Raw genomic sequence first — 25,424 nt, 5'->3', positions numbered from 1 at the left:
ATTGAATAATATGAATATAAATTTACTAAGAAGGAGGTGTGGAGGAATGGATCATAATTGGACCAACAGTGTTATTAGCCGGCTGCCTATTGCTATGGCTGGCATCGTTCATGTAAATGGCGTTAACGGGAGAAATCTGTCCATTTTCAAGAACCCAATAATACTAAACAATTGTGAAATGCCTTTCCTGCCTTCACCTCGACGGATCTAATAACCGGAGAATGATCAGGCCGTGGGGAAATTTCCCTACGGTCTTTTTTATATTCAATTACGGGATAGAGCAATATTTCTACTATGAGGAACAGTCAGCGGTGAAAGGGTATTCCTAAAGGAGAATCCTAATGATTATTCAATGTCAAAATGTACAAAAATACCACGGAGCCCAGCTCGTACTGAACGATATTACCTTCGATATTCGCCAAGGCGAAAAAATCGGTCTCATCGGCCGCAACGGCTGCGGCAAAACTACCCTCTTCCATCTGCTGAATGGGGAAGAACGACCTGATCAAGGACAAATCTCGCTACGCCGGGGTAGTGTAATCGGACTGCTGTCGCAGATCCAGGAGGTTAGTGGGCAAGAAACTGTATATAGTGTCTTACAGCGTAGCTTCGCTGAACCCCTGCAATGGCAAAGCCGTCTGCGGGAGCTAGAGCAAGAAATGTCCGTCTCGAATGTGGAAAATGACCAACAAATCTGGAACAAGCTATTGCAGGAATACGGCAGCCTACAGGATAAATTCGAAACTGCCGGAGGTTATGAGATTGAATCCTCCATCCAGCGTATATCTGCAGGTCTCGGGATTGGAAGCGGGCAGTACGGCCGCAGCTTCGCCTCCCTCTCCGGCGGTGAGAAGACGAAAGTAGGACTTGCAGAGCTGCTGCTGCGCAAGCCAGATGTCCTACTGTTGGATGAACCAACCAATCATCTCGATATGAACGCTATCGAATGGCTGGAGCAATTTCTGCAGAGCTATGAGGGTACCGTGCTGGCCATCTCCCATGACCGCTACTTTCTGGATGCAGTAGTCAAAAAAATCATCGAGATTGAAGACGGAGAGGCTATTACTTTTCATACGAATTACAGCGGTTATCAAGTCGAGAAGGAAACCCGGTTGCTGCTGCAGTTCGCTGACTATCAAGAGCAGCAGAAGAAAATTAAGCAAATGCAGGAGAGCATCAAACGGCTGATTGAATGGGGAAACCGTTCCAATCCGCCCAACCCATCCTTCCATCGCCGAGCCGCATCGATGCAGAAGGCACTAGACCGGATGGTCAAGGTCAAGCGTCCTATTCTGGAGCGCAAATCCATGGATTTGCAGCTGGAGCAGAAGGACCGTTCCGGCAATCAGGCTGTTATATTAGATCGAATTGCTAAATCTTATGGTGATCGTTGCCTGTTTCAGGGAGCTAGTGAAGTGCTGCGATACGGGGAGACAACTGCGCTCATTGGCGGAAACGGTGCTGGCAAGAGTACACTGCTGCGCATTATTCTTGGTCAGGAAACTCCGGACAATGGGACCTGCACACTTGGTTCACGAGCCGTCATTGGTTATCTCGCTCAAGAAGCTGTTCCGGACGATAGCGGACAATCCGTATTGCGCTATTTCCGCGAGGAAGCAGGACTTGAAGAGGGTGAAGCCCGGGGACAGCTAGCTCGGTTTCTCTTCTATGGCAGTGATGTATTCAAAGATATTACGAATCTCTCCGGTGGAGAATGGACCCGGCTGCGCTTTGCAATATTGATGCATCGCCGCCCAAATCTGCTGATCCTTGATGAGCCGACTAACCATTTGGATATTGATTCTCGAGAGGCGCTTGAGGAAGCATTGGAGGATTTCCCCGGCACCGTGCTGGCTGTGTCCCATGACCGTTATTTCATTAATCGTCTTTTCCATAAGCTCTGGTCCATTGAAGAAGGTAAGTTTACCGCGTTCTCTGGGAATTATGAGTATTATAAGGAAAAACAAGCAGAGAAAGCTGCAGCTTCCGAATATCTAAAAGAAGCTGGATATAGCAAGACTGCTTCTCAGTCGGCGAGTCAACTTATAGCTCAGGCCGATAACTCTGCACGTAGGGAGCGAGCACAGAGAAGTAGTTCTGCACGAGCCTCTTCCCCTGCATCCCGCAAGTCACGCTCCCAGACCTCTTGGGAGCAGGATATCGCAGAAGCCGAGCAGCTTCTGGGAATGATTGATGCTAATATGCTTGATCCCCTAATTAGCAGCGATGCTGAAGGGCTGATCCAACTTCAGCAGCAGCGCGATGCGGCGCAGGCAAAGCTTGATGAGCTTTACACAAGCTGGTTAATCGCCAGCGAGAATGAGGAATGAAGGTGAAATAACGCAAAAGCTGCTTCTTCTATACGAAGAGGCAGCTTTATTTTATAATTCTGTTCATAATTTATAGTATTATTCGGTAGTTTAGCGCCAAATACCCATAACCCAACCTATTAACGAGATCCATAAGGGAATGCTGATTAAGATGCCCCATACCAGCCCAGTGGCAATATTGCCCTCTGCAGGACGCACTACACCTTCCTTTTGTAATGGAAGTCTCAACTCTTCTTGTTCCATGCGATCCCCTCCTAAAATATGTATCGACACTTTAGAGGAAAAAATGTAGACCGCCTGACCCAAAAAAAATAGAAATTAATATTTTTTTAGATATAAAGGCTCAGCGGTTATTGATGTAAGTGCTTTCGTTTTACTATTTAACCATATTCTGTATCAATAGAAACAATTCACTTAGAGAAGTCATATATTATATGTACTATCTCTAGTCCAATATAACCGATTTATCAGGATTGTGTAAATAGTGAAACATTGTAAGTAATTGCTCCTTCGTGTTTCGCTCCTCCGAAAGCTCAGGCAGTTCATCCTCTGCAAAAAAAGAAACTGCGCTCGTCTCCACACCTTCCATAGCCGCTCCACCCACAATCCGGCATAGAATGAAGAGCTTGTAGATATGATAGGGCTCTGGAGGATGATTATGGAATTTCTTATCTAGCAAGGCGAGCAGGCGAATAGCCTCCGTCTGAAACCCGGATTCCTCGGTAATTTCCTTTACGACCACCTCACTCGGCGAAAGCCCGATATCCCCCCAGCCACCCGGGAGCGCCCATTTTCCATCTAATTTCTCACGTACCAACAGAATCTTGTCACCCTGAAAAACAACTCCGCGAACGTCTACCTTAGGAGTGGCATAACCCTCTTCACCTGCAAAAGCTAGTCTGATTTTCTCCTTGCTTTCAAACGTATAATTCGCCAGGATATCCACACTCAGCTCGCGCAAAGCCTGGTAACGCTCTATATCATATACATCCTTGGCATAGGCAAGCCCAGTCTGCGCAATCGCCTGAATCTCTTTGGCCCAAGATAACCATTTCTGCTCCATAACTGCACCCCTCTATTAAATATCCTAAGGTCTACTGGCAAAGCATTAAATGACGTGAGAATAAGCCTTTCTTGGCCACACAGCGGTCAATAATCGTAAATCCCGCTTCTGCAATCATCTCATCTATAGCTTCAATCGCCACAATTACAATCCGATCCGTAATCCGGCGGGCATTAACTAGAATAGAGAGCTGCTCCTCAGGTGTAATTCGGGAGTATAAATTATAGGGCATATCCACAATTGCTGCGTCATAATGCTCCGTGATGTCGGCAATATCACCAAGCGTTACCTCGGCTGTGAACCCAAAATGCTCGATATTCGTCCGCGCCCCGGCGGCAATCTGTGGATTGATATCACGACCCACTATATCCATCTCCATCGAAAGCGCTTCTACCATCACTGTCCCAATTCCGCAGCAGGGATCAATAGCCCGAATACCCATTGCCCGGGGAATGGCAATATTGGCGGCAGCCCGCGCAACACGTGTACTAAGTGCGATGGAGTAGCTGCGCGGTTTTTTCATATGTCTGAACCAGGTCGCCTTATTCTTGTGATAAGCTCCGAAGTACCAACGGCCACCCAGCGTTACAATACCATAGACAAGCTGCGGATGGTTCACATCAGCAGCCCCTTCGATATGCAGGCCAATTTCCCGCTCAATCACTCTGCGCTCATCATATTCTATTTTATCTGCAGGGCTCAGGTCATTTGTCTTCACAAAAATAGCCTTGAACGTCATGCCGTTCACTTCCACCTGCTCCACTTGCGTATAAATCTCGGACAGGTTATCTCCTGTATACCACACGTCAATCCGTTCCTTGATAAAGGGGCTGCGGCTGACATCTATCTCTTGCTCACTAATAAAAATGGAAGACGAGACCTCCTGACCAAACAGACAACGCAGCTCCATCTGACATAAAGATACTTCATCCGCCGAACAGGCGTAGGTATATATAAATGCGGGTTTTATAACTTCAGTAAGCAATTTGATCTCATCCTTATCCTTGTAAAATGTTCTATGCTGCTGCCCTTTATTCCGTTCCTACCGGTTCATGCTTACTATCATAGCCGGTACGCGCTTCAGCGATTGCTGCTCGATTTCCGTTAACCCACTCAACCAGCGCCTGTAGCGGATGAAGCAGAGATTCCCCGAGTGCTGTGAGGCCATATTCGACGGTTAATGGCACTGTCGGTGTCGCTTTACGCCAGACTAACCCGTCCCGCTCCAAATGGCGAAGGGTCTGGGTCAGCATACGTTGTGAAATACCACCCGAACGGCGTTGCAGCTCCTTAAAGCGTAAACTCTTCACACCCAGATTCACAATAATAAGCACGCTCCACTTATCCCCAACCCTATCCAGAATCTGGCGGGTGATTGTACAATCCTCAAGAATTGACAGCTGCCCGTACGATTGTTCTAAAGTTTTGTCCAAATGAGGTTACCTCCAAGTAACTTGAGCATGTAATAGTGCCTTCTTGCTGCTTTAGTTCACTGTAGTCTATCATGGTTACTGATCGTAATCAACAACCTGAAGGGAACTGATAAATAATGAAAACTCTTGTAATTGTAGGGGCTGGCCCAGGTCTAGGACTCTCCATCGCCAAAAAATTTGGTGCGAACGGCTTTCAGGTCGCTTTAATCTCCCGTAATGCAGAGAAATTAAATATTCTGGTGGAGGAGCTACAGGGTCTGAATATTGAAGCCGCTGCCTTTCCAGCCGACTTGTACAATAAAGAAGCAGTGGTTGCTGCCTTTCATGCGATTAAAGAGAAATATGGCTTTATCGATGTGCTTGAATTCAGCCCGACCAGTGGGAATTACCCGCCCACTCCCGCCTCACAAGTCACTGAAGAGCATGCCCTGGACGCTTTTCAAGGTCTGGTTGTAGCGGCTATCAGAAGCGTCGAGCAAGTATTACCAGAGATGTTGGAACAGAATAGTGGAGCTATTTTATTCACAACCGGCCTTTCCTCCATTTATCCCATACCCATGATGGGCAATATTGGTATTGCACTCAGCGGATTAAGAAACTATGCCCACAACCTGCATAGCGATCTAGCTCCAAAAGGCATCTATATCGGCCATCTGGCCCTGGGAGTATTCATCAAACCAGGTACCTCGACAGATCCGGGACTCATTGCTGATGTTTGGTATGACATGTACTTGAGCAAGAGTACACTTGAGGGTACCTTTCCAGCCGGAGTAACACCGCAAACAATCGTGTGGTAAAGCTCCTTCGCTAATCATTTTGATCCATAGTGAGTTCTCCAGTATAATGGTGCGTATAGATTGCTAAATTGCTTTAGCAAAACTCCAAGGAGGTACATACTCACTATGTCATATGAAACTTATTTTCAGGAGCAACGGGAAGCACAATTAGAGGAACTGAAACAATGGCTCACTATTCCCAGTATTTCTGCCTTGTCCGCTCACAAGGATGATATCCAAGGAGCAGCGCATTGGCTGCTGGACACTCTGAAGCGTGCCGGTCTGGAGAACATTGAACTTTATCCGACAGCGGGACATCCCGTAATATATGCCGATTATCTTCATGCTCCAGGAAAACCGACCATTCTAGTCTATGGCCACTATGATGTACAGCCAGTTGACCCATTGAATCTGTGGACGACTCCACCCTTCGAACCAGAAATACGTGATGGCAAGCTCTACGCGCGTGGAGCAACAGATGATAAGGGACAGGTATTCCTGCATATCAAGGCTATCGAAGCGATTCTGAAACAGGAAGGCACACTCCCGGTCAACATCAAGCTATGTATTGAAGGCGAGGAAGAGATCGGCAGTGTGAATCTGCCCCCATTCCTGGAAGCTCACAAGGAGCAACTGGCTGCAGATGCAGTACTTGTCTCGGATACTTCTCTGCTGGAGCGCGGCCGCCCGGCCATCTGTACCGGTCTGCGCGGACTATGTTCCCTTGAAGTAAGCATAAATACCGCTTTAACTGACCTTCACTCCGGATCTTACGGCGGTGGAGTTCCGAATGCACTGCATGCACTTGTTTCTCTGTTAGCTTCCTTACATGACGACAAGGGCCGTGTAGCGGTAGAAGGCTTCTATGAGGGTGTACCTGAACTGTCTCCACTGCTGCGCGAAGAATTTTTGAAGCAAGGCGTAAATGAAGAGAATATTCGTAAGAGCTTGGGACTTGGTGCTTTATACGGAGAAGAAGGCTATTCCTTCGTAGAACGCGTTGGTGCACGTCCAACACTGGAGCTAAATGGTGTATATGGCGGATTCCAAGGTGAAGGCAGCAAGACTGTTATCCCGAAGGAAGCACACGCTAAGATTACCTGCCGTTTGGTTGGAGATCAAGACCCACAGCATACTCTTGATGTTATCGAAGCTCATCTGAAAGCTAATGTTCAAGCCGGAGTACAACTGCATGTTAAACAGATGGAGAAAGCACGCGCCTTCAACATTGACCCGTCGAATCCAATTTTACAGACTGCGGCTGATGCTTACGGTAAAGTATATGGCTCTCGTGCCCTCTTCACTAAAGACGGTGGCTCCATTCCGATTATGGAAAGCTTTTCCCGCGTTCTGAAAGCACCGGTTGTTCTGATGGGCTTTGGCCTTAATGACGAGAACCTGCATGCCCCGGATGAACACTTCAACCTGGAGAATTTCGATAAGGGATTACTTACCATTGTTGAGTTTCTAAAAACCGTGTAGGAAGCTTTCGTAGAATTAGGTTGTACAATAATAGCCAGGCATCCCAGTATTTCTGGGCAGCCTGGCTTATTTTCGAAAATCATGGAGGGGGGACATCACTTGTTACAGTTAAATAATAATGAAATTTTGCTGACCAAAAGGCAGGCAACCTATTATTTAAGCATGAGTTATCGGGTTTTCGGCGACTTGCATGTGACCAATCAACGCACTATTTTTGCACCTAAATGGCTTCGCAACAAGAAAGGGGACTATATTGAAGTCCTGAATAATGAAATTAAAAATGTTGAGACCTTCAACTCTTTTCGTTATGTGCCCGATGGATTAAAAATAACTTTACATTCTAATCAGGAATATAAGTTTAAGCTGTTCGACAGAGAGCATATTCTAGAAAAATATAGAATTAACATTGTTGCTACACTCCAAAAATAAACAAAGAAAAAACCCTTGCATCACAAGGGTCTCAACACATTATAAAGGATAAGCGGGTGATGGGAATCGAACCCACGCTATCAGCTTGGAAGGCTGATACGGGGGTTTGTAAGCACCTATAGAATCTATTCAAATCCGCTCTACAAAAGGGATTTTGAAAATATCATCTATTATAATTCAGCAACCATAATCATATTGGTACGAATATAAATGCCCCATTTTCGCCCCATCTTGCCCCATAAGAAGAGCCGTCCAGGATTACTCCTGAGGCGGCTCTTCTTCATACTCAATCAGTTGTGAAATCTCATTCAGCTTAAAAAAACTCATAAGCTTGTCCAAGTGTTCAGGAGGCCAATGCTTGGCAATGTTCCTCTCCATATCACTTAGAGTATTCCAACGTATGCCGGTGGCTTCACTCAATTGGCGTACACTCAGATTGCCTAATTCTCTTAGTTCTTGAATTTTCAGTCTCAGCATGTCCCTTTCACCTCACCATTACTATACTATAAACTATAATTAAGTTCAACGAATATCGTTGACATTCAACTATATTCGTTGTATAATAAAGAAGTAGAGAGGAGGTGAACAAGACAATGAAAGATTGGGTGATACTCCTGACAGCAAGTATCCAGTGTTACACGGCATACTTGCTACTAAAGAAAACTCAGGAAGACAACAAAAAAGGAACCAAACGCAGCCACGGCGGCAAACGTAAATAGGTTCCCGGAGAGTAGGGGTCACACCCCCTGCTCTCCACCCAATCATAACATAAACTCTTTTTAAAATAAATCAGCTGGCGAGCATACGCGGGAGGGATTTGAAATGCTGAATGTAATCACATGGATTGTAATCGGGGCAGCTCTGATTGTTTCGGTGATCGCGCTATTCAAAACACGGGGGCGGCGCTAATGCTGCCTGTACACCTGAGACTCGCAGAGTTTTTCCACATGCATAAGGCTGGCAAACTCACACACGCACACGGCCCGGAGCTGCTGCAGTGCCTTCAGGTCAATGCACAATATTGCTGGGATGTGGTTAAGCTGGAGCAGCTATCTGGCATAGCCATTCTGCTGAATGATGATACCTGGTTTGATGAGCTGCGGATACGAATTGACGCGCTGCGACTCACCGGGAGGGCGCCTAAATTATGAAATGGGAAGAATTAAAACCATGGATGTCCGTCCGGATTGTAAAAGACCATACAAGCGGATTTGGTGAGCGTCGCGGGAAAGTAGAAGCAATCGGAACATTTGAGGGTATCAGCAAGCGTATAGCTGCACTGGTGGACATTGGGGAAGTGTTGCCTGTAGTACTTGAACCGGAAGGACTTAATAAAGATGATTTACCCGCCTGATGATGGCCGTATGGGAACCGGCCGAAACACTATCCCTAGATATTTGGGGTAGTGTCGTGGGAACCCGCTCCGAGCTGGCTTTGCAAAGCTGGCCTTCACATATAATGTTCTTTTGACATATTAAAAACAGACAACAAGTGTAGTTGCCTTTATTTTGCGAGTGTAGCTGCGTTATTGTCTAACAAAGATATATTTTCGGCTTCTCCATTGTCATTGAACATAACTGAAACGTGATAAATCTTTGTTCTATCTTTTGGGTCAACAGGCATATCCGATAAATATTTCCCCTCAATAGAATCATATATGTAATCCAAATTTTTAGCTTTCTCTATAACATTGTCATGTCCGTATATTTTTTCCAGATCTTCTTTGTTCATATTAATTTCCGCACCTTGTAAAGTTTTGAAAATACCGTTAGATTCTTCGCTTAATAAGATAGCAACGACGGCATTGTCTCTATATAGAACGGATACGTCATTCTCATAGCTCACAATATTAATCACATCGCTTTTTTCTCCTTCTCCAAGAACCTTTTCCACACTTGCTCGACTCATCCCATACCGAACAATTTCTTTATCATTATCAACCTTTACAATAGCAAGATCATCAGCGGTAAGACCGCTCTTTGACGATCCGCACGCAGTTAATAAAATCAAAAATAATAGAGCTAGTATACTTCGTCGCATATTTATCCCCCTTGATAATTTACCTAAAGTTTACCATGGGGGAATAAAAGAAAAAAGCCCTACCAACCGAAGTCAGCAGAGCAAATTCCCAAGCGCTTGCGAATATGTCATATAGTCGCCGAAGTAACATCATCTATTTTAATCCAATCCCATTCATCCTCTGACCACCGGAATTTAATACCCAGCTGCCGGTCTACCTTCATCATGATGCCCTTGGCTACCCTGTGCTCAAATGGATCGTACAAGGTGAGCGTGATAGCGCTATGGTCCTCCATAGACTTATATAAAGCTCGTTCGATCAGCTCCACTTTCTGTGGGTCCAGAACAGGACGAGTACGCCGACCCTGCTCACGCTCCTCATTAATTATGAGTTGCTTATGCTCTGGCAACACAAGCCTGCTACATTCCCATATGTTTTCTAGTTTCTTAGTCATGATGTCTGCCCTCCTAGTAATACTGCCAGTAATCCATATTCCCCGGTGTAGTTATTTGCTGAGGCTTCTGTGTTCCTGCCTGTGATACCTTGCCTGCGGGATCATCCCTTTCCCATCCCTCCAAAATTAAGGTGCTCTCCGTTGGAGTACCTGGCTTCCATTCAATATAATTTTTCTCAACGAGTTCCTGCAATCCAACTCTAATCTTTTCCGGTGTCCGTCCACTCTTTGTCTCCAACTCCTGCAGCGTTGGCATATGTCCATGATGGCCAGATGAGTGCGTCATGATCATTAGTAGCTTTCGTGCGGTATCATTAAGCATGGCGCTTCTCACGCACCAGCTGCCAGGCGAGTATGCTACTTGACAGGAACACACGCGGCGCATCGGTAGTTGCACAGGTTGCTCTTATTCGACCGTCTCGAATACCCTCAATCTCAACCTTCCGTTGCGTGATCTTCCCCGCTTTCTCTTGGCATACAATTTCAATGGTTTGGCCGATATTCATTTTCATTACCGATCGCCTCCAAAATAGGAACGTTTGTTTGTATTATACGCCGAATTTTGATTTTTAAGCAATGGGAAAAACACCTTAATATTAGGTGAATCTTACTTAAGGTTCTTCTTTTTGTTACTATCTATTGTTGTATATTTCTAATATAATTACCAATATATTGTTACAAAAATTTTAAAAATGAGGAGTTATTAAGATGGCGCAGCGAAAGAACAGCGGAAAATCACCAGATGAACCTTTACTTTTGAAAACTTCCAAAGAAGATGCAGAAAAACGTCTTAGAACAAGAATTCAGGAAGGTAAGGTATTGAAAGCAGTTCAACTCAATAGTGAGCAGATGTATGAAAGCTTCTTGGAGCGATTTAACAAGTGGGACGATTTCAACAGAATGTTAGTGAAAAGTATTTTCACAACTGAGGAATTGTTGAAAGAATATACCAGATTAACTTCATACCTCCTTCCAGGTGATTGGATGGATCGTTTCCAACTAACATTGGATAAATTAAATTATAAGATAAGCACGCTTGAATCAATAATTGAAAGATTAGAGCTTATTCCCGAAGATGAGCAGTCCGTACCTCCTTTACCCCAGATACATAAGGAAGTTAAACCAGTGTCTGTATTTATTGGGCACGGTCGTAGTAAGTTATGGGCCAGAGTAAAAACCTTCCTACAAGATGACTATGGAATAACATCTTTTTCATTTGAATCCGAAACACATGTTGGAGAATCAATCGTCTCAATTTTAGATAGCTTTCTAGATAGAGCATCATTTGCAATTATAATTTTGACTGCTGAAGATGAAACAGCAGAAGGAAAGATAAGAGCACGACAAAATGTAGTCCATGAAGCAGGTCTTTTTCAAGGGAGGCTCGGCTTTAAAAAAGCAATATTGTTAAGACAAAACGGGCTAGATGACTTCTCAAATGTTGATGGTCTACAATATATCGGCTTTTCTGACGATGAAGTAGAACAAACTTTCTATGATCTTGGACGAGTTTTAAAACGTGAAGGTATTGTATAAGCAAAAACAGACCCGTCAGGCATAAGCTTGGCGGGTCATTTTATGTATGCTCTAAACTCAAAACGTTCTCGAATGAACCGGCCCCCTGCGATCTTAATGGTCTCTGAGGAATAGCCTTCAACCAGTCCGCCATAGTCCATAAGGTGACCTTCAGGATCATCCTCTAAAAGGAACCAGACGGATACCTTGGATTGTGAAATAGCCGCCACAAGAAAATCAATATCAGTTTTCAGTATTTTATAACCAGTGCCCACTAATATATCTCCTTAAATATAATTATCTATTGATTGCCGACATTATGCTTTTCTATCAATTTATTTATCGTGAGGTATCTCTCATCTAAAACTTTCCGTTCTTCTATGCTCCGATTCAACAGATCCTTAAAAACGAAATTTTGCATATTAACGTTCACGTCCATCAAACATGTGAAGAAATCTAGCAATCGGTCATGTGTATTTTTCATAGATTCTACAAGCTTAGATCTTTGTTCCACTTTAAATTCTATTCCTTGATTAAGGGTGTAATGGAACGTAGTGTATTGAATGTAAGTATCACTAATAACTGAGATTATTTCTTTGAATTCTTCTTGTAAAGCGTGTCTTTGCTTTACAAGTGGTAGAAACACAATCTCATATTGTTCCCATGCGTATGAAAACTCTAAATAGGAGCTACTTGCGACATTTTTTAATTTTTCAAATTCTTTATCATTAAGTGAATTTAACAAGTGATTGAGATCTGCTCTATATAATATCGATTCCTTATCTAATCTTTCCAAATAAGTTTTCGTAATAAATAGATAAGTACTAAAATCAGAATTTTTTCTAATGGCATTATAAAGTGGATCTTTTATAAAATTAAATGCACTAATATATGTAATTATTCGCTTATCCCTAGTTACATTTTTCTGACCTAATTTATATACATAAATCCAACCAGTTACTGTAACAGTCATTGGTATAATTACACCTAATAACCATTTGATATTATCTCCAGTTATATACCCTAGCAGCTCGTTCATATATTTCCAACCTTCCATAATGCAAAATTTATCATTTGCATAAACTGAATATAATAGTTTTGGGACATTCTGTAAACGACAAAAAGCCCACCAGCCGAAGCCAGTGGGCAAAATCGTAAGCACTTGGGAATTTACTATTTATCCGTATATCCTTTGCCTGCTTCCGGATTGCTCACGATCCCCAGTACAACCAGCACACCCAGGACCGCATTCACTGCCGCTGTAACCTCGTCATATTTCTCTGGGGGCAATTGCAGACCAATGATTGCCCCGACTGCTTGCACTCCCAACAGCACGGCTGCCGTCAAAGATACCCACATACCATAGTTACGCCATTTGCTGTTCATGATTATTTATCCCCCTCATGGTTCGTGATTAATACTCCTGCACGATGCAGGACCGTCAGCGTCCGGTAAAAGTCATAGCTGCTGCCAGATGGTGTATCCAGCAGCCCTGCATCTACTGCTGCCTTAATAGCCGGTTGCGCCCATGCTGGTGGTTTATCTATCGATGCCTTGTCCTTAAGAGCCTTGATTTCTCCGGCCTGCTGCAACGCTTGACCCTTGAGTACATCCTTGCTGTTAGCCAGTGATTCTAGCGCCATCATGATAGCTTTATTTTGTATCTCTAAATCAGAAATCCGTTTTTTATCCTCTGCTGACAATTCGTCCGCCTCCTCTTTTACTTGCTTGATTTTTGCAATCGCCTTATCCAACTGTGCTTGTGTTGGCCGCTTTCCGGCGCGGTAATCAGCCGTTGACAGCCCGAAGGTCATTTCAAAGTGCGGTAAGTCCGTGAAAGTGTTCCAGTCTCCGCCCCACTCCCATCCGAGGCGTTTGGCATCTGCTACAACCTCATCCCAGTCAGCTATGCCGTCTCCGTCTCCGTCACGCTTGGTATCCCAGGACACACCACCGTCAGGCAGCAGCAGTGCAAAATCAATAGCGACCCCGAAATTATGATATGAGTACCCGCCTTTTGCATTGGTGACGATCTGTCCTTTTGTAGTGCGCCCTTGAGCATATAAACCGTCTTGTTCAGGGATGGTCCGCAACCCTTGTGTGATCACAATCGGCACACCATGGGCATATGCAAATTCTATTAGCGCTTCAGCAGCTGCGCGATCAGCCGAAAGAAGCCCGCTCAGTTTAGACGCAGACTTGGCTTTTACTTGATTTAAAGTTAATGACACCTGTATCACTCCTTATGCTGATTGGTCATTATCCGGATGCTCCGGTTTGGCCGGATTATTTTTGCTTTTATCCTCACTGAGTTGCAATAAAAAGTCCTTGAGTTGCGGCGGAAACCACACGCCCAGAATGCCAATATTTTCAACGACACTCAGGCCTTCCCGACCCGCGTAAAAATAAATGGCTGCCGTCCGGAAGATTGGTGTTCCCGGCTGAATCCAGTCGTCCATTAAAGAACTAAGTCCGACGACGAATAATACAACAGCCTTGCGAATGCCGCCCCAAAACATAATGTCACTGCTGACGGTTTTAGTCTTAAATGCCCCGAGTACGCCCGTGACATAATCAACGACCATAAATGCAATAAGCACCTTTAGTGATTGGTCCCAGCCCCCCAATAGTCCTGCAGTTGTTGCCAGCAGCCCCGCTGCGGATATAATCCCTCCTGTGGCTACCTCGCGGCTCCCTGAGCCAACGGCTGCAGTATATATGATCATTGATAATTGCTTGATATGATTGAACATTCCCCCGCTCCTCCTCTATCTCTAATTGGCATAAAAATAGCCCCGATGGGCTCGGGGCTTGTCTCTTATTTTGTATGTTATAGATAACCTCTAGATTATCCCCAAGCATAGTATGTGAAAGGGTTATTCGCACGGGTATCAGTTTTTAAAGAGAACCCATTAGCTGTTATGGTCCATGCAGTCAACAGAGCTTTACTTGTTCCCTGCGAAGCTATTTGATAGTACCCATTACCATAAGTGCTCCCACCTGCAACGTAAGTAGCTCTTACAACTTTGCTATCATCACAGTCTAAAATAATCATTTTAGGTGTGAACGGTAAGTTAGTTACGGTCATTAATCCAGACAGATTGCCAGAACCACTACCACTAACCATTTGCTGTCCTGCATATACCCCTGTTACGCCAAATGCGGTAATTCCTGCTTTTAACACTGCTGCATTGAAGTTATTTTCTGCTGCCAGTAATTGAGCTGTGGTTAGCTTTACTTCTGGATATCCGCTGCCCGTTACGGTCCGATAGGCACCCTTTGGAATCCTAACATATAACACGCTAGAAAAAACAGCATTTACAGCGGGTTCTGCCACGGCCCCCATATCTTTATCGGCTAGCGTACCCACAATACGATTTCCATTTACAGTAGCGGCTTTACTAGCAACAATATCCCCCGCCGCCGCTCCGACAGTCGGTTCAGAAGTAGCTATCCCCGCCATTCCTAACACGGTCTTGCCCGCTAGAAAATTGGCTGGAATTAGGCTGGCATCATTACAAATTATTGTAGTAGAGTCGGTAATTTTACCCACTACTCCATTTTCATCAGAGTTTGCCACCACTCCCAAATATCCAGATCCAGCCGTGCTAATATATCCCCCAACATCTTGATCAGCTAAGTTTGGCAATGTTCCAGGGACCACCCCTGATTCAGTACCTATAGTTGTACCCTCCAAAACGTCGGCAGCAACCGCTGTACCATACTCACCCCCCTCACCCTGTAGTATAAAAACCGAACCATCGTACACCACCGTATAGACCCCGCCAAGCGCCAGCAGCGGGTTATTACCATTAGGCTTTTTGATGGGCTTTGCTCCCAAACTATTAAGGTTAAGCGTGACCGCTCCCGTTGTGGCTACATGGGTTTTAATCCCGACACGTAGCCCGGCGGATAATGCTGCTGGTGCTGGAGTGACGGACGCGGCCAGCGCGGCCGCTGTGCCGGTGGTGACGGCGTATCCGCTGCGGTCATTCCAGACGGCACGCTCTGCTGCTGCGATGTGTCGGGTGGTATCATCCACATGAGCTTTGGTCGCTTCTAGCGAGATTGCCGGAGCCGTCAAGACGTTAGGCTTGCCAGTAATGCCCTTGATTAAGGTAAACAAGCTGGACAGCAGCGCGGTCAGCGTACCCGTCTTACTGGGCGTTACACTGTCCGTTGCTGCAATATTATCCAAATCGGATTGTAAAGCGAAAACCAGCGAGTTATCAATACTCGCTGTAATATTCGCCGCTATGCCTACGATCACCACGCAGTCAATTGCTTTTTCAATGATATCTGAACCGCCACCAGCAGCAATATAATCCGCAGTCACCCCAGCGTTAGCATAGGCATACAAGATTTCCCCGACATCTGGATCCTGAGCAAAAACGCCGATCTCCCGGAAATAGAATCCCGTTGTGATATCGGCATTTGATAGTGTCGCGCCGATCACCGCTTTATTCGGTGGTTGCGGACGCAGACGGGCAATGGGTAGGTTTTTTTTGAGTGATATCAGTCCATTTAGCGCGGGTACCGACTGCCCACTGAGTGACCCGTCACCGACGGCAACTCTTGTATAATTAAGCTGCGCGCCCGCTTGGGCTTTGCCCTGTAGCACAAGGCCCTTATTTGTTAATGTCATGCCGCCAAATACTGCCACGGCTTTCCCTCCTTAAATCGTGATGTGATCCCCGATGTGCAAAACCACACCGAAGTATAACGGCAAATCTTCCGCCTGCGTAATTGTTACGCTGTCCAGCACAGCAGATAGGCGTTTCACCGCATCCACCGCTTCAATAAACTCCTGCGCTCGCGTTGTAGTCACATCGGCATTGTTGGTCAGCACGCGGAAATGATATGGATCACCGCCGTACTGCCACCATTCCTCTACCGCTCCTTCACCGAAAAGGATCGCAATCAGTTCCTCAACCGCCCCCGGCGTCCCTTTATGTCGGTGGAAAGGAATCGCATTTTGTACGAGCACCCGTTTTTGATTCAAGGGCAGTTCCGAATCATAGTAAGGCGGGTTGTATTGCCAGGCCAGTTCGTCGGTTTCCGCGTCCGTCCACTCCGCCGAACGTCCGAAGATATCCAAGGCCGTAATCAAACCGGTTGTCTCTTGCAGTTCTGTATCCAGCGCGGCAGCGGCGGCAGCCATGGCCGGATCGGACCGGATGGACGGCGGCAGCAGATCAAGTAGGCTTACCGTTTGGATATTAATCATCAGCCAGCCCTCCATAGGTGATTGTCGGCGGTGTATCTTGGGCGATTTGTGTCGCATCCAGCAATGTGTATACCGGTGCTGTCGCTATTACGCGCAGCGCCCCCGCCGCCATGACACGGGCAATCAGTTCTGAGGGATTGATATCTCTCCCTAATTTGGAGCGCTGCCAGAGTTGATAAGCGGCAGCGGCAGCCGTCACCGCTGCTTGAATGGCCGACACCTCTGCCGCTCGGCTGCGGCTGATATAGTAGGTCAGTGTCGTGTCATAGGATATCGGCGATGGAGCCATTACAGTTACCTGATCCGTCAGTGGCCGGATGCCCCGATTCTCCAGCGTCTCCGCTACAGCGTCCAGCACATCCTGACCGGGTATTTGCCCGCCGATCATCAGAGGGACAATCGTAACCTTACCATCATCGGGCGAGTAGGCATGTACATCCATGATCGCCGCCGATGTGGATTTTGCCCAAAACTCATAAGCTCCTTGCGGTCCCGCCGTGCTGTATGACTCTGGCGCGGTCCGAATACGTTGCTTAAAGGAATCGTCCGTCTCTGCCGCCGCTCCCCCACTGCTGGCCGTCAAGTTGGTCACAGCCTGTACGAAGGGTAGCTGATCCATCAAAACATTAATCTGGCCTGGCAAAAATCCGTTGCCTGCCGATCCAGCTGTCGAACACTCTGCCGTCACCGTGCGTGTTGTTGCCCCGGGTGGAATCTCCATGTAGTCGGCTGTCGCAAAATAGATAGAGCCGTCGCCACCCTGAGCACCGACCCGGGTCCCTGGCGGTATGCCAGTAGCCGAGGAAAGGGGAATCGAAAGCGTAAACTGCAGCGTTGTAATCGCCGCAGCAGCTTCCAAGCGCTCTGATCCTTGGAAGGCCCCCATATGATCCAACCCCACCCCTGACGCATACCGCAGTAAATTGCCTTTGGCTGTCTGGTTGATGATCACTCGCTGTTGCACAATGATTGTGGCCAGAGACGATAAAAACAGCCTCACCGGATCGGCGGGCTGCAGCGTTTGGTCTGTGAGGACCTCATATACGGTTATTACATTTTGTAGAATCCCTGCTGCCTCTTCAGCGGTGAACTGAATATCCGGTAAATCAACATATTTAACCAAATCACTCCACCCCCTCAGCTAGCGTATACGTCACTATAGCCGCTACACGCCCTGTCATAGCATCCGTTATTGTACCGTTAAAAGATACACCCACTACCAACGCTCTCGGCTCCTGCTCAGCAATAGCCGTGTATATTTCACCAGTAAGCCGCGCCTCTGCAATTTGGTACGGCTCATCTACCATGCTGTAGTCTATACCGATGCCTCTGGCTAATGGTGCACTGCCGAGTGCCGTGGAAAGTATGGTCCTTAGATTCTGCCCAACCTCCTCAGCAACTGACGCGGGAGAAAAGTTGATTCTGGACGGCTTTGTCATGTCTACAGTATAGGTACTCATTTGACATACTCCTCTAATGTAATATTGACAGTAGATGATAAGACATTACCGATGTTGTCCAGCGTCTCCCATGCTTGTGAAAGGTCTGTAATGATCCACAATCCAACACCTACACCTTTGCGACCGATAACCAACGGTAGCGCCTTACCTGCGCGTTCTAGATCCGTAAGACGATCCAACTCTTTCCGGGGATTGAGTCCGAACCGCACATCAAAACGTACCGAAAACGACACCGAGTCAATCCCCGGACCGAGCCACTCCTTTTTCGGCTTTCTACCGACAATGTCATGTTGTGCCCATCGGCCTGCACTGTTTCGGGTAAACTCGTCGATAGTTCGCGTGGCACCCTCGGAAACGACAAATACAACAGGCCCTAAACTACCAATCTTATTCATGGCCCACCTCTTGGGATAACTCCGAGACAAAATCCATCAGAACCGTTATTTGGGCATCCCACTAATACCCATTCACCAACACTCGGAAGATCTACCGCCTCCAGACCGATCATCGTCGGGCCAATCACCGGTAGCTCACCGGATACGAGATCGTCATTATCGGGATACGTCACTCTGACCGTTCGAGCTGTTTCATTAACGGTTGAAACAATTCCCGTTCGCAACACATTACCACCCCAATACCTTTCTAATTTCTAAATCTGTAGTGAACCCACTGCCTCCAATAGAGTGTTTGGCAGATTCAATGATGTATTTTCCGTCGAATCGCTTCCAGCCCTTGATGTAAATGGTTAAGCCTGCAGCCATCCGAATGTCGCCCATGAGGCTCAGTGACCCTTTTCCCGCTTCCTTATTTTTCTCTCTCAGTCTCCTCCGGGCCAATTTAAGCCCTGCAGCCAGTGAGTCTACTTGCTCATTAAGCTTCAGGAGGGGGCCAGTATTTGGAGCCCCGGGCGGCGTATAGGTTGCCTTTATCGTCTTTTTACTTTTGGTATCGGTGTAAGACAGCTCACAGGACCGGTATGCAACATAAGCCGTTCCCCATGAAAAGCCGTATCCCTTAACATTGTCTTCGCCTCTTGTGATCGTCGCAACCGTCGCCTTCTTCTCGTAAGTTGATTCATCGAAAAGGACCAGGCTGCCACTTGATACCTTAATGGCAATGCCTTCCTTTGTCGCTGTCTCAAGTAGAAAAGCTAAGTCAGATAACGCCGCTTGTTCTAATCGATCATAGGAAGGGTTGTCCGTTGCTTCATAGAGCAGCTTTAATCCAGACCTATTAGCCACCTGGTCAGCCACTGTTTTGAGCGTTACCTTTTCCCAAGACCTTGATCTTTTTTCTTGACGGATATCTGAGCTGACAGGCAATGATACCGCTTTAATCGCTACTATATCCGGCGAACCATTGAAATCAAAACTATCAACCTCAAAAGTACCCAATGGCAATTTTTTAATCTCTCCTGGTCCATCCCAATTGATAGTGCGAATCTCAGCTTTGATTTTGTCGCCCTCAGTTGGTGCCCATGGTCCCTGCCAGTTTTGTTCACGGTCTTCTAAATTGATGGATAGGTCATCCAAAGAGCCAGAGGCAGCATCGTTATAATTAAAGTCGGTCAGCGAGTCGGCAATCTCCTGGGTTACGTCCTTTCCATTATATTGCAGCACCAATACGGCCCTGCGGGCATCCTGCATTGTCTCCAAAGTTAATCATCCTTTCGCCATGGCGGCAGAGTTTCAGAGGCATCAGCGGGCTTATCCGGTACGGTCAGTGAGATGTTACCGGATAAAATGACGGTTCCTGCGTGGCCCGGGTTGGCATTGAGCAGCAGTGTCATAAGATTGGCCTGACCGTAGACTTTGTAGGATATGCCGTCCCACGTGTCACCTTGTACTGTTTTGTAAACGATCATTGAAAGCTCACCCGCTTTTGTTGTTGCATCATAACCTTGAACTTCCGCTCAAAATCAGCTTGTGAATCCTGCAGCACCTTTCGTAACTTCTGTTCTGCTGCTGGGTCACTACCTTGAATGGTGATCTGAGGCGCCCAGGTTACATCTATGCTACCCTCGCCATTGCTGGTATGGCCCATCAAATCGTTTGCCTTTTCCAGCAGTGAACGGGAACGCGACTTGTTGTTGAGAGGGATCGCAATTTCGGGGCCAGCTTCGCCGAAAATTGATGCCTGATTTGCTATGCCTCCGTCAGCATATCTATCGATTCCCGGATCGTGCAGCGCTAAATAACTGAGTTTTTGTCCGGCTACTGTCTTAAGGTCTGGGACCTGCCCTGTCTGCTGCCAGATCAATTGTAGATCAATCTTTTTCTCATCAGGCATCATGTCCATGGCACCATTTAAGTCCGCAATATCTTGCATAGCTTGATCGAATCGTTTCTTCTCAGCATAAGATAAATCCTTATATTTTGCCGCTTGCTGTTCAAGCGTACCGCCTAGATTAAGTTCAATCATTCGTTTCTGCAAATCGTAATATGACGAAAAGCTTTTTTCAGCTTCGGCCATTTCATCCTGAGTTTTTTTAATTTTTTCATTGTACTTATCAAATGAAGCTTCTATATCGTTGAGATCATCACGAAACGTTACCCAACCAGGACCACTGTAATTCTCTCCAGTATTGGCTTCAATTTTTGAGGCCAAATTATTCCATTGGGACGTTTTTTGTTCGTCACTCGCTCCACTATCAGATATTTTCTGATATTGCTTCATGTAGTCTAAATAGTCACGGTAAGACACTTTGGCCTTCTCATAGGCTGCGTTTTGTTTGCTCAAATTTTCAGCTAAATCAGAATATTGATTTTCAAGATCAGGCATTTTCCCTTGTGCTTCGAGTGCGTCATGTTCGAGCTCGCGCTTACTCATGTCCGCGCGGGTTTGATTAATATCCTTAAGTAGATCCAATTGATCGCGGAATTTGCTATTCTTCGAACCTTCAGCAGACAAAATATCTGGATTCATGTCGATAAGTTCTTTTTCGACATCCTTTAGCTTTCTTCTCGCTTCGGTCAATTCATCCGCCGGCGTTTTTGAATCTTTTATTTTTTGGGTCAGTCGATCATATTCCGTAATCAGATTCTGGGTCCGCTTACTTGCATGGTCAACTTCCGTATAGTTGGAATATGCCTCACCTAGTGCATCGCCCATGTTTAAAAGTTCCTGCCGGGCTTTTTCTTGGTGTTTTTTGTAGGCAATTACTCCAGCGGTCAATAACCCTACACCTACGATTGCAATCCCCACTGGATTGGTCAGCATTCCCAATACCTTAGCAAAACCTCCTGCTGCTCCTCCGGCTCCACCTGCAGCGCCCTCGACTGCCAGAAGACTTTTAACAATTTTAATCGTATTCTTGGCTAGAGCCGCTGCCGGCACACCAAGAGCAATTACCATCAGGAGTTTTTCGTTATCGCCCATCCATTTAGCAAGCCCCTGCAGAAGAGGCATTAAGTCCTCCCCAAGTGGGATTACCAGGTCCGTCATTAATTCCCGGCCAATGGTTGCAAACTGCTGGGATAGGGTACTGTATTTCACTGCTGCGACTTCTTCCATTGTTTGCTGGGTCATATCGAACTGCTTACGGGTATTGCCAAGAGCCAGGATTGCATCGCTCTCCATGTCCTCAAATTGGGTACCAAACAACGAAACAGCAATTTGACCTTGATAAATAGGATCCTTGATTTCCTTTAACTTCTTAATGACCTCTTCCATAGCTTGTTTGCCGGTCATTGATCCCTCCGTCAAACCATCAAAAATGTTGTCACCTTCGCCGAGGTACATTTGTAAATCCTTCATGGCTTTAGCCGCTGTTTTACCACCTTTTGAAAAGTCTCCCAAGAGAATATTCGCTGTTTCTTTGCCCTCTTTTTTGACCAATTCAAGGTACTGTGCAGATTTTGCGCCGCCTTTGACGAGTCCATTCACAAACTCATCAAGATTTTCTGGAGCAAACAGAGCGTAAATTGCATCATTCGTACCTTCCGATCCGTCTTTTATCCGGATACCAAACTCTTTTACGGCATCCGCTACTTTATCCAAAGAAAAAGCTCCGTTTTCCATTCCTGCTGCAAACACGTTGAACATTTCATCGGCCGAATAACCCATTTTATCGAAATATACACTGTACTCGTTGGCGGTATCAATTAACTCGCCGGACTTGTTCAGACCCTTCTGCGCCCCTTGTGCCATGAGGTTATATGACTGTTCGGAAGTAATACCGAACTTCTTCATCATCGTGTCGGCAGCCTTTAGAGACTCGGGAACATCCTCGTTAAAAACATCTCGGAACGCAATGGCAGTTGCAGTAATCTTCTCCAGTTCATCGCCAGTTTGCTGAGTGTATTGCTTCACCAGCGCCATGGACTCCCCTAAATCCTCAAATCCTTCGCCATAGTTTTGACGGTATAAGTCCTTGGAAATAGCGTCCATGCCCTCCATTTGCTCCGCAGTCATACCGGTAGCTGCCTGGAGTTGAGCCATTGCATCCGTAGAGTCCCCAATGGTGCCGACAATGTTTTGCAGTGAGACGCCTGCTGTCTCAATCAACGCAAAGGCTCCCATATATTCGGCCATGTTTTTCAACGTTTCGCCGAATCCAACAGCGGAATCATCCAGATTACGTATGGAGTCGTCTGCCTGGTCTGCGTCTCGGCGTAGATCGTCAAAATCACCGCGACGGGACATGTCCTGCAGTGCGCGTTCCAAATCCTGTATATGCTGCTCCGCATCGCCCATTGATCGCCGGAATGAGGAGTCCATAAGTGCATTGAGACGAAATGCAATATCATATTCCCTACTTGTTCCTGCCACTATTTTCTCCCCTTCCTAATCGTGGCTACCCGCTCCACCCAATCCCCAAGCTCACCGAGAGGCAAGCCCAGAAAGTAAGGAATCGAAGTATGGGTAATCATGGCCAAAGTAACGGCGAGGTCTTTGATCTCGTCGCCGTCTCCGCAGCCTACAGAAGCAAAAAACCTTGTGCCTGCAGCGTCAGCTTGGTGAAATCCTTGGCTGGAAGAGCGCGGATCAGTCCCACTTTAACCCCGGCAGCCTTGGCAACAATGTAAGCCTGATAAGCTTTGTTCATTTCTTTGATCATTTCACCGCCGGATTGTCGGGCCGACTCCGCCCGATACTGTCGGTCACAGGCCAAAATATCCTCGCCAATCAATTGATCAAAATCAATACTCAAAGATTCAACGGTGTTTCCCTCAAATGTAACGGGCCGGGCGAAAGTAAATACTTTCGCAGTGCCCTTCTGTTTATTTTCTGTTTCCAATGTTTATCTCTCCTTTATAATCCAAGATTGATCTTGGTCTGAGCCAGGTAATCCACGCCGTGAATTTTATGAATATAGTTGTATTTGTCTATCTCCACGGTTTCGACTCCGTCTTGTACAATTTTGATATATGAAACACTGAAGGTGTTGGAACTATCCATAGCTGCCGAAGTCTCCAAATTACCCGGAGACATACCGAGTGGACGCGCCCTAACTGTAACCTTGAGTGCTTCTTCAACATACTCACTTAAGGCGGGGTCAAACCCCAACACCGACGCTCTTAAGTCCAAAGCGTGAACTATTGGAGCCAAGAGCTTAGTCCCTGCCTTCTCCATGGTCCGCCAATTCAGCGTCAACGTCATGGCTCCGGTTTGCCCGGGGGCAGGAGCCTCGATTTCACCTGAAATACCTCCGCCTTTAATCGTTTCTGATAGGTACGTAATTTCCGGCAATGTAGCAGTGGCCGTGCCTAAATACTCCGTACCGTTTAAAAATACCGAGTAATCAATAACCCGTTCTGATCTTTTTGGCATGTGATCCTCTCCTTTCTACGCGAACAACGCGCTCAGATATGTTGTGTCGTATTCAAGCAAGAAATTTATTTCCTGCGCTGGCCCTGGTGGTGTGATATGCAAATGGAATGTGATTTTACCAGCCATTAGGCTTGTTGTCGGATTCTCCGATTCTAGGAATTCTACACGGCCACCCAACAGCGCTCCGGAAGATGTCAGGCCGTTCAGCCAGATATTAACGCTATCCGTCACGGCGGCAATCAGCCGCTTGTTCAAGGGGTCATCCACTTTTTGCATGTACGTGAGGATAATGCTGTTGCCTATCCAGTTAAACATGCGTCGGATAGGGATAAAGCTGTCTTTAGGATCAGTTACGCCAGGGAAAGCACCTGTGTTGTTGCCCCAGGACTTCCAGCCGCTTGTGCCGAGATTGACGGCTGTTACGATACCCAGGCTATTGAGGTATGAAGCTTGGTCAATCCCTAGGAAAATGTCTGTACCATCTGTAAGCGCCGTACCATCTGCCTGTAATGCCTTATTGGACGGCGAAGCAAAGGGAATCCCGCCATTGGCCGCATCCGTTGTGGCAATGAGCCCGGCCAGTTGCGTGGAGTAGTGGAATAGTTTGTCTCCCAGAGTCAGCATCGGATATGTTGCAATCTGCAGTGGTCCAGTATAGCTATTGTCAGACTTCCAAGATCCGGCATCCGTGTACGGCTGCGCAGAGTCAATATCCGTCAAAGCGATAGCTTTAAAGTTACCGTTGATGTTCCCGGCCTTGGCCTTCATAACCGCAGCAACTGCCGGAAGGTGTGACCAGCCCGGAGCCAGCAGCAGATCAGGCAGGATACCAAAGCGCGGATAGGCTTGATTAACAAGTTCAAAGCCGGTATAAGCGCCGTCCATCGTCACGCCGCCGATGACATCGTCAGCATCTACGACTCCCGGATTAAGCTTGTCATATCCGATAGAGAGTTGCGTTACACTGGCGACGATTACCCCGGAGGCTTTGGTTGTGATCATTACATGGCCGTCGTCATTAAATGCAGCTGTGTAATCCGTGGTATTGCTGTAAGTTGTTGCCCCGTCCGAAGACTTGACGACGAGTGTCGGCAGCAGTACACCCTCTATTGTCAGAGTCGCCACCCGATTGCTGACAGCTACTGTAACCGGAGCAACTGTTGTCTTATGAGTGGCCGGATCAAGGACATTTACCAAGATCATCGGCGCTTTTTGGTACAGTGCAAAGTGTGAGTAAATCAGTTCGCAGAGTGTGAAGTCCTCCCAATTGTCGCTATACCCGAGTGCGGCCACCGCCTCGGCATACGTAAATGCTAGGATCGGCGTATTCACCGGCACGGCTGCAGAAGACAGGTTAACCGGAGCCGTGCCCACTGCAAACGGAATACCGCTGGTTGCCTCCGTCGGCGCTAGGACGGATGTTGATTGCTCAATAATAGTTACGCCATGTTTAAAGGCCATGG

Annotated in this window: 35 protein-coding genes and 1 tRNA gene; 9 read left to right on the top strand and 27 right to left on the bottom strand. The window is 46.6% G+C overall.

Annotated elements, in window-relative coordinates:
- Positions 1 to 46: 46 nt before the first annotated feature.
- Positions 47 to 211 carry a hypothetical protein gene (locus GJB61_RS31065; RefSeq protein WP_195724218.1) on the top strand — a complete coding sequence of 55 codons (165 nt, stop codon included), beginning with the start codon at positions 47 to 49 and terminating at the stop codon, positions 209 to 211.
- A 130-nt stretch (positions 212 to 341) separates the two neighbouring features.
- The gene (gene abc-f, locus GJB61_RS03275) at positions 342 to 2,330 is read left to right on the top strand and encodes a ribosomal protection-like ABC-F family protein (RefSeq protein WP_154117014.1); all 1,989 of its coding nucleotides are present in this window, start codon (positions 342 to 344) and stop codon (positions 2,328 to 2,330) included.
- 90 nt (positions 2,331 to 2,420) lie between these two features.
- On the opposite strand, the gene GJB61_RS31060 is transcribed toward abc-f, so the two are convergent.
- The 4 genes from GJB61_RS31060 to GJB61_RS03260 all read right to left on the bottom strand — a co-directional run bounded on the left by GJB61_RS31060 (position 2,421) and on the right by GJB61_RS03260 (position 4,826).
- A complete protein-coding gene (locus GJB61_RS31060; RefSeq protein WP_195724240.1) occupies positions 2,421 to 2,573 on the bottom strand; it encodes a hypothetical protein in 153 nt (50 codons plus the stop codon).
- Between the two features lie 202 nt (positions 2,574 to 2,775).
- On the bottom strand, positions 2,776 to 3,393 hold the full coding sequence (locus tag GJB61_RS03270; RefSeq protein WP_154117013.1) for an NUDIX hydrolase: 618 nt from the start codon (positions 3,391 to 3,393) through the stop codon (positions 2,776 to 2,778).
- A 31-nt stretch (positions 3,394 to 3,424) separates the two neighbouring features.
- Positions 3,425 to 4,303, bottom strand: a complete 879-nt coding sequence (locus GJB61_RS03265) for a TRM11 family SAM-dependent methyltransferase (RefSeq protein ID WP_154117297.1) — start codon at positions 4,301 to 4,303, stop codon at positions 3,425 to 3,427.
- Positions 4,304 to 4,424: 121 nt separating this feature from the next.
- Positions 4,425 to 4,826, bottom strand: a complete 402-nt coding sequence (locus GJB61_RS03260) for a winged helix-turn-helix transcriptional regulator (protein ID WP_154117012.1) — start codon at positions 4,824 to 4,826, stop codon at positions 4,425 to 4,427.
- Positions 4,827 to 4,942: 116 nt separating this feature from the next.
- Between GJB61_RS03260 and GJB61_RS03255 the strand changes: the two genes are divergently transcribed.
- The 3 genes from GJB61_RS03255 (at position 4,943) to GJB61_RS03245 (ending at position 7,513) form a co-directional block, all read left to right on the top strand.
- Positions 4,943 to 5,623, top strand: coding sequence for an SDR family NAD(P)-dependent oxidoreductase (locus tag GJB61_RS03255; protein ID WP_154117011.1), 681 nt, complete (start codon positions 4,943 to 4,945; stop codon positions 5,621 to 5,623).
- A gap of 105 nt (positions 5,624 to 5,728) precedes the next feature.
- Positions 5,729 to 7,084 (top strand): dipeptidase, encoded by a 1,356-nt coding sequence (locus GJB61_RS03250; protein ID WP_154117010.1) that lies wholly within the window; start codon positions 5,729 to 5,731, stop codon positions 7,082 to 7,084.
- Positions 7,085 to 7,183: 99 nt separating this feature from the next.
- Positions 7,184 to 7,513, top strand: a complete 330-nt coding sequence (locus GJB61_RS03245) for a GRAM domain-containing protein (RefSeq protein ID WP_195724217.1) — start codon at positions 7,184 to 7,186, stop codon at positions 7,511 to 7,513.
- Between the two features lie 51 nt (positions 7,514 to 7,564).
- Here the strand turns inward: GJB61_RS03245 and GJB61_RS03240 are convergent.
- A tRNA-Ser gene (locus GJB61_RS03240) sits at positions 7,565 to 7,652 on the bottom strand.
- Between the two features lie 119 nt (positions 7,653 to 7,771).
- Positions 7,772 to 7,990 carry a helix-turn-helix domain-containing protein gene (locus GJB61_RS03235; RefSeq protein WP_154117008.1) on the bottom strand — a complete coding sequence of 73 codons (219 nt, stop codon included), beginning with the start codon at positions 7,988 to 7,990 and terminating at the stop codon, positions 7,772 to 7,774.
- A 116-nt stretch (positions 7,991 to 8,106) separates the two neighbouring features.
- On the opposite strand from GJB61_RS03235, the gene GJB61_RS32120 reads away from it, so the two are divergent.
- The 3 genes from GJB61_RS32120 to GJB61_RS03225 all read left to right on the top strand — a co-directional run bounded on the left by GJB61_RS32120 (position 8,107) and on the right by GJB61_RS03225 (position 8,867).
- Positions 8,107 to 8,232 (top strand): hypothetical protein, encoded by a 126-nt coding sequence (locus tag GJB61_RS32120; protein ID WP_267490770.1) that lies wholly within the window; start codon positions 8,107 to 8,109, stop codon positions 8,230 to 8,232.
- Positions 8,233 to 8,352: 120 nt separating this feature from the next.
- Entirely contained in the window at positions 8,353 to 8,664 is a 312-nt protein-coding gene (locus GJB61_RS03230; protein ID WP_195724216.1) for a DUF7667 family protein, read from the top strand.
- On the top strand, positions 8,661 to 8,867 hold the full coding sequence (locus GJB61_RS03225; protein ID WP_154117006.1) for a hypothetical protein: 207 nt from the start codon (positions 8,661 to 8,663) through the stop codon (positions 8,865 to 8,867). The genes GJB61_RS03230 and GJB61_RS03225 overlap by 4 nt, the downstream gene beginning before the upstream one ends.
- 149 nt (positions 8,868 to 9,016) lie before the next feature.
- Here GJB61_RS03225 and GJB61_RS03220 read toward each other — a convergent pair whose 3' ends face one another.
- The 4 genes from GJB61_RS03220 to GJB61_RS03205 all read right to left on the bottom strand — a co-directional run bounded on the left by GJB61_RS03220 (position 9,017) and on the right by GJB61_RS03205 (position 10,493).
- Complete coding sequence (locus GJB61_RS03220; protein ID WP_154117005.1) at positions 9,017 to 9,553, bottom strand: hypothetical protein; 537 nt, start codon at positions 9,551 to 9,553, stop codon at positions 9,017 to 9,019.
- 107 nt (positions 9,554 to 9,660) lie between these two features.
- Positions 9,661 to 9,987, bottom strand: coding sequence for a YolD-like family protein (locus GJB61_RS03215; protein WP_154117004.1), 327 nt, complete (start codon positions 9,985 to 9,987; stop codon positions 9,661 to 9,663).
- Between the two features lie 13 nt (positions 9,988 to 10,000).
- Entirely contained in the window at positions 10,001 to 10,273 is a 273-nt protein-coding gene (locus tag GJB61_RS03210) for a hypothetical protein (RefSeq protein WP_229521424.1), read from the bottom strand.
- Positions 10,274 to 10,301: 28 nt separating this feature from the next.
- Positions 10,302 to 10,493, bottom strand: coding sequence for a hypothetical protein (locus tag GJB61_RS03205; RefSeq protein ID WP_229521423.1), 192 nt, complete (start codon positions 10,491 to 10,493; stop codon positions 10,302 to 10,304).
- 202 nt (positions 10,494 to 10,695) lie between these two features.
- Between GJB61_RS03205 and GJB61_RS03200 the strand changes: the two genes are divergently transcribed.
- Positions 10,696 to 11,523, top strand: a complete 828-nt coding sequence (locus GJB61_RS03200) for a TIR domain-containing protein (RefSeq protein ID WP_154117001.1) — start codon at positions 10,696 to 10,698, stop codon at positions 11,521 to 11,523.
- Between the two features lie 35 nt (positions 11,524 to 11,558).
- Here GJB61_RS03200 and GJB61_RS03195 read toward each other — a convergent pair whose 3' ends face one another.
- From GJB61_RS03195 to GJB61_RS03115, 17 genes are all read right to left on the bottom strand, one after another.
- Positions 11,559 to 11,777, bottom strand: coding sequence for a hypothetical protein (locus GJB61_RS03195; protein WP_154117000.1), 219 nt, complete (start codon positions 11,775 to 11,777; stop codon positions 11,559 to 11,561).
- 26 nt (positions 11,778 to 11,803) lie between these two features.
- Positions 11,804 to 12,541, bottom strand: coding sequence for a hypothetical protein (locus tag GJB61_RS03190; protein WP_154116999.1), 738 nt, complete (start codon positions 12,539 to 12,541; stop codon positions 11,804 to 11,806).
- A 134-nt stretch (positions 12,542 to 12,675) separates the two neighbouring features.
- Positions 12,676 to 12,888 carry a phage holin gene (locus GJB61_RS03185; protein ID WP_154116998.1) on the bottom strand — a complete coding sequence of 71 codons (213 nt, stop codon included), beginning with the start codon at positions 12,886 to 12,888 and terminating at the stop codon, positions 12,676 to 12,678.
- Between the two features lie 2 nt (positions 12,889 to 12,890).
- A complete protein-coding gene (locus GJB61_RS03180) occupies positions 12,891 to 13,733 on the bottom strand; it encodes a M15 family metallopeptidase (protein ID WP_338115650.1) in 843 nt (280 codons plus the stop codon).
- A 12-nt stretch (positions 13,734 to 13,745) separates the two neighbouring features.
- Complete coding sequence (locus tag GJB61_RS03175) at positions 13,746 to 14,255, bottom strand: phage holin family protein (protein WP_154116997.1); 510 nt, start codon at positions 14,253 to 14,255, stop codon at positions 13,746 to 13,748.
- Positions 14,256 to 14,350: 95 nt separating this feature from the next.
- Positions 14,351 to 16,165 (bottom strand): phage tail-collar fiber domain-containing protein, encoded by a 1,815-nt coding sequence (locus tag GJB61_RS03170; protein ID WP_154116996.1) that lies wholly within the window; start codon positions 16,163 to 16,165, stop codon positions 14,351 to 14,353.
- A gap of 12 nt (positions 16,166 to 16,177) precedes the next feature.
- A complete protein-coding gene (locus GJB61_RS03165) occupies positions 16,178 to 16,729 on the bottom strand; it encodes a phage tail protein I (protein WP_154116995.1) in 552 nt (183 codons plus the stop codon).
- Entirely contained in the window at positions 16,722 to 17,852 is a 1,131-nt protein-coding gene (locus tag GJB61_RS03160) for a baseplate assembly protein (RefSeq protein WP_154116994.1), read from the bottom strand. The genes GJB61_RS03165 and GJB61_RS03160 overlap by 8 nt, the downstream gene beginning before the upstream one ends.
- A 1-nt stretch (position 17,853) precedes the next feature.
- Entirely contained in the window at positions 17,854 to 18,189 is a 336-nt protein-coding gene (locus GJB61_RS03155; protein WP_154116993.1) for a GPW/gp25 family protein, read from the bottom strand.
- On the bottom strand, positions 18,186 to 18,584 hold the full coding sequence (locus GJB61_RS03150) for a phage tail protein (RefSeq protein WP_154116992.1): 399 nt from the start codon (positions 18,582 to 18,584) through the stop codon (positions 18,186 to 18,188). Before GJB61_RS03150 ends, GJB61_RS03155 begins: the two co-directional genes overlap by 4 nt.
- Entirely contained in the window at positions 18,581 to 18,808 is a 228-nt protein-coding gene (locus GJB61_RS03145; RefSeq protein WP_154116991.1) for a hypothetical protein, read from the bottom strand. Before GJB61_RS03145 ends, GJB61_RS03150 begins: the two co-directional genes overlap by 4 nt.
- 4 nt (positions 18,809 to 18,812) lie before the next feature.
- Positions 18,813 to 19,835 (bottom strand): phage late control D family protein, encoded by a 1,023-nt coding sequence (locus tag GJB61_RS03140; RefSeq protein WP_229521469.1) that lies wholly within the window; start codon positions 19,833 to 19,835, stop codon positions 18,813 to 18,815.
- Between the two features lie 11 nt (positions 19,836 to 19,846).
- Positions 19,847 to 20,053, bottom strand: coding sequence for a tail protein X (locus GJB61_RS03135; protein ID WP_154116989.1), 207 nt, complete (start codon positions 20,051 to 20,053; stop codon positions 19,847 to 19,849).
- Positions 20,050 to 22,959: a phage tail tape measure protein gene (locus GJB61_RS03130; protein WP_154116988.1), complete on the bottom strand. Its 2,910-nt coding sequence runs from the start codon at positions 22,957 to 22,959 to the stop codon at positions 20,050 to 20,052. The genes GJB61_RS03135 and GJB61_RS03130 overlap by 4 nt, the downstream gene beginning before the upstream one ends.
- Positions 22,960 to 23,107: 148 nt before the next feature.
- Positions 23,108 to 23,428, bottom strand: coding sequence for a phage tail assembly protein (locus GJB61_RS03125; RefSeq protein ID WP_154116987.1), 321 nt, complete (start codon positions 23,426 to 23,428; stop codon positions 23,108 to 23,110).
- A gap of 14 nt (positions 23,429 to 23,442) precedes the next feature.
- A complete protein-coding gene (locus tag GJB61_RS03120) occupies positions 23,443 to 23,961 on the bottom strand; it encodes a phage major tail tube protein (protein ID WP_154116986.1) in 519 nt (172 codons plus the stop codon).
- A 15-nt stretch (positions 23,962 to 23,976) separates the two neighbouring features.
- Positions 23,977 to 25,422 carry a phage tail sheath family protein gene (locus GJB61_RS03115; protein WP_154116985.1) on the bottom strand — a complete coding sequence of 482 codons (1,446 nt, stop codon included), beginning with the start codon at positions 25,420 to 25,422 and terminating at the stop codon, positions 23,977 to 23,979.
- Between the last annotated feature and the right edge of the window lie 2 nt (positions 25,423 to 25,424).

The sequence above is a fragment of the Paenibacillus monticola genome, from assembly GCF_009664975.1.
In the GTDB taxonomy this organism is placed as follows: Bacteria; Bacillota; Bacilli; order Paenibacillales; family Paenibacillaceae; genus Paenibacillus_AQ; species Paenibacillus_AQ monticola.
This window is presented reverse-complemented; position numbering and strand designations above follow the sequence as displayed.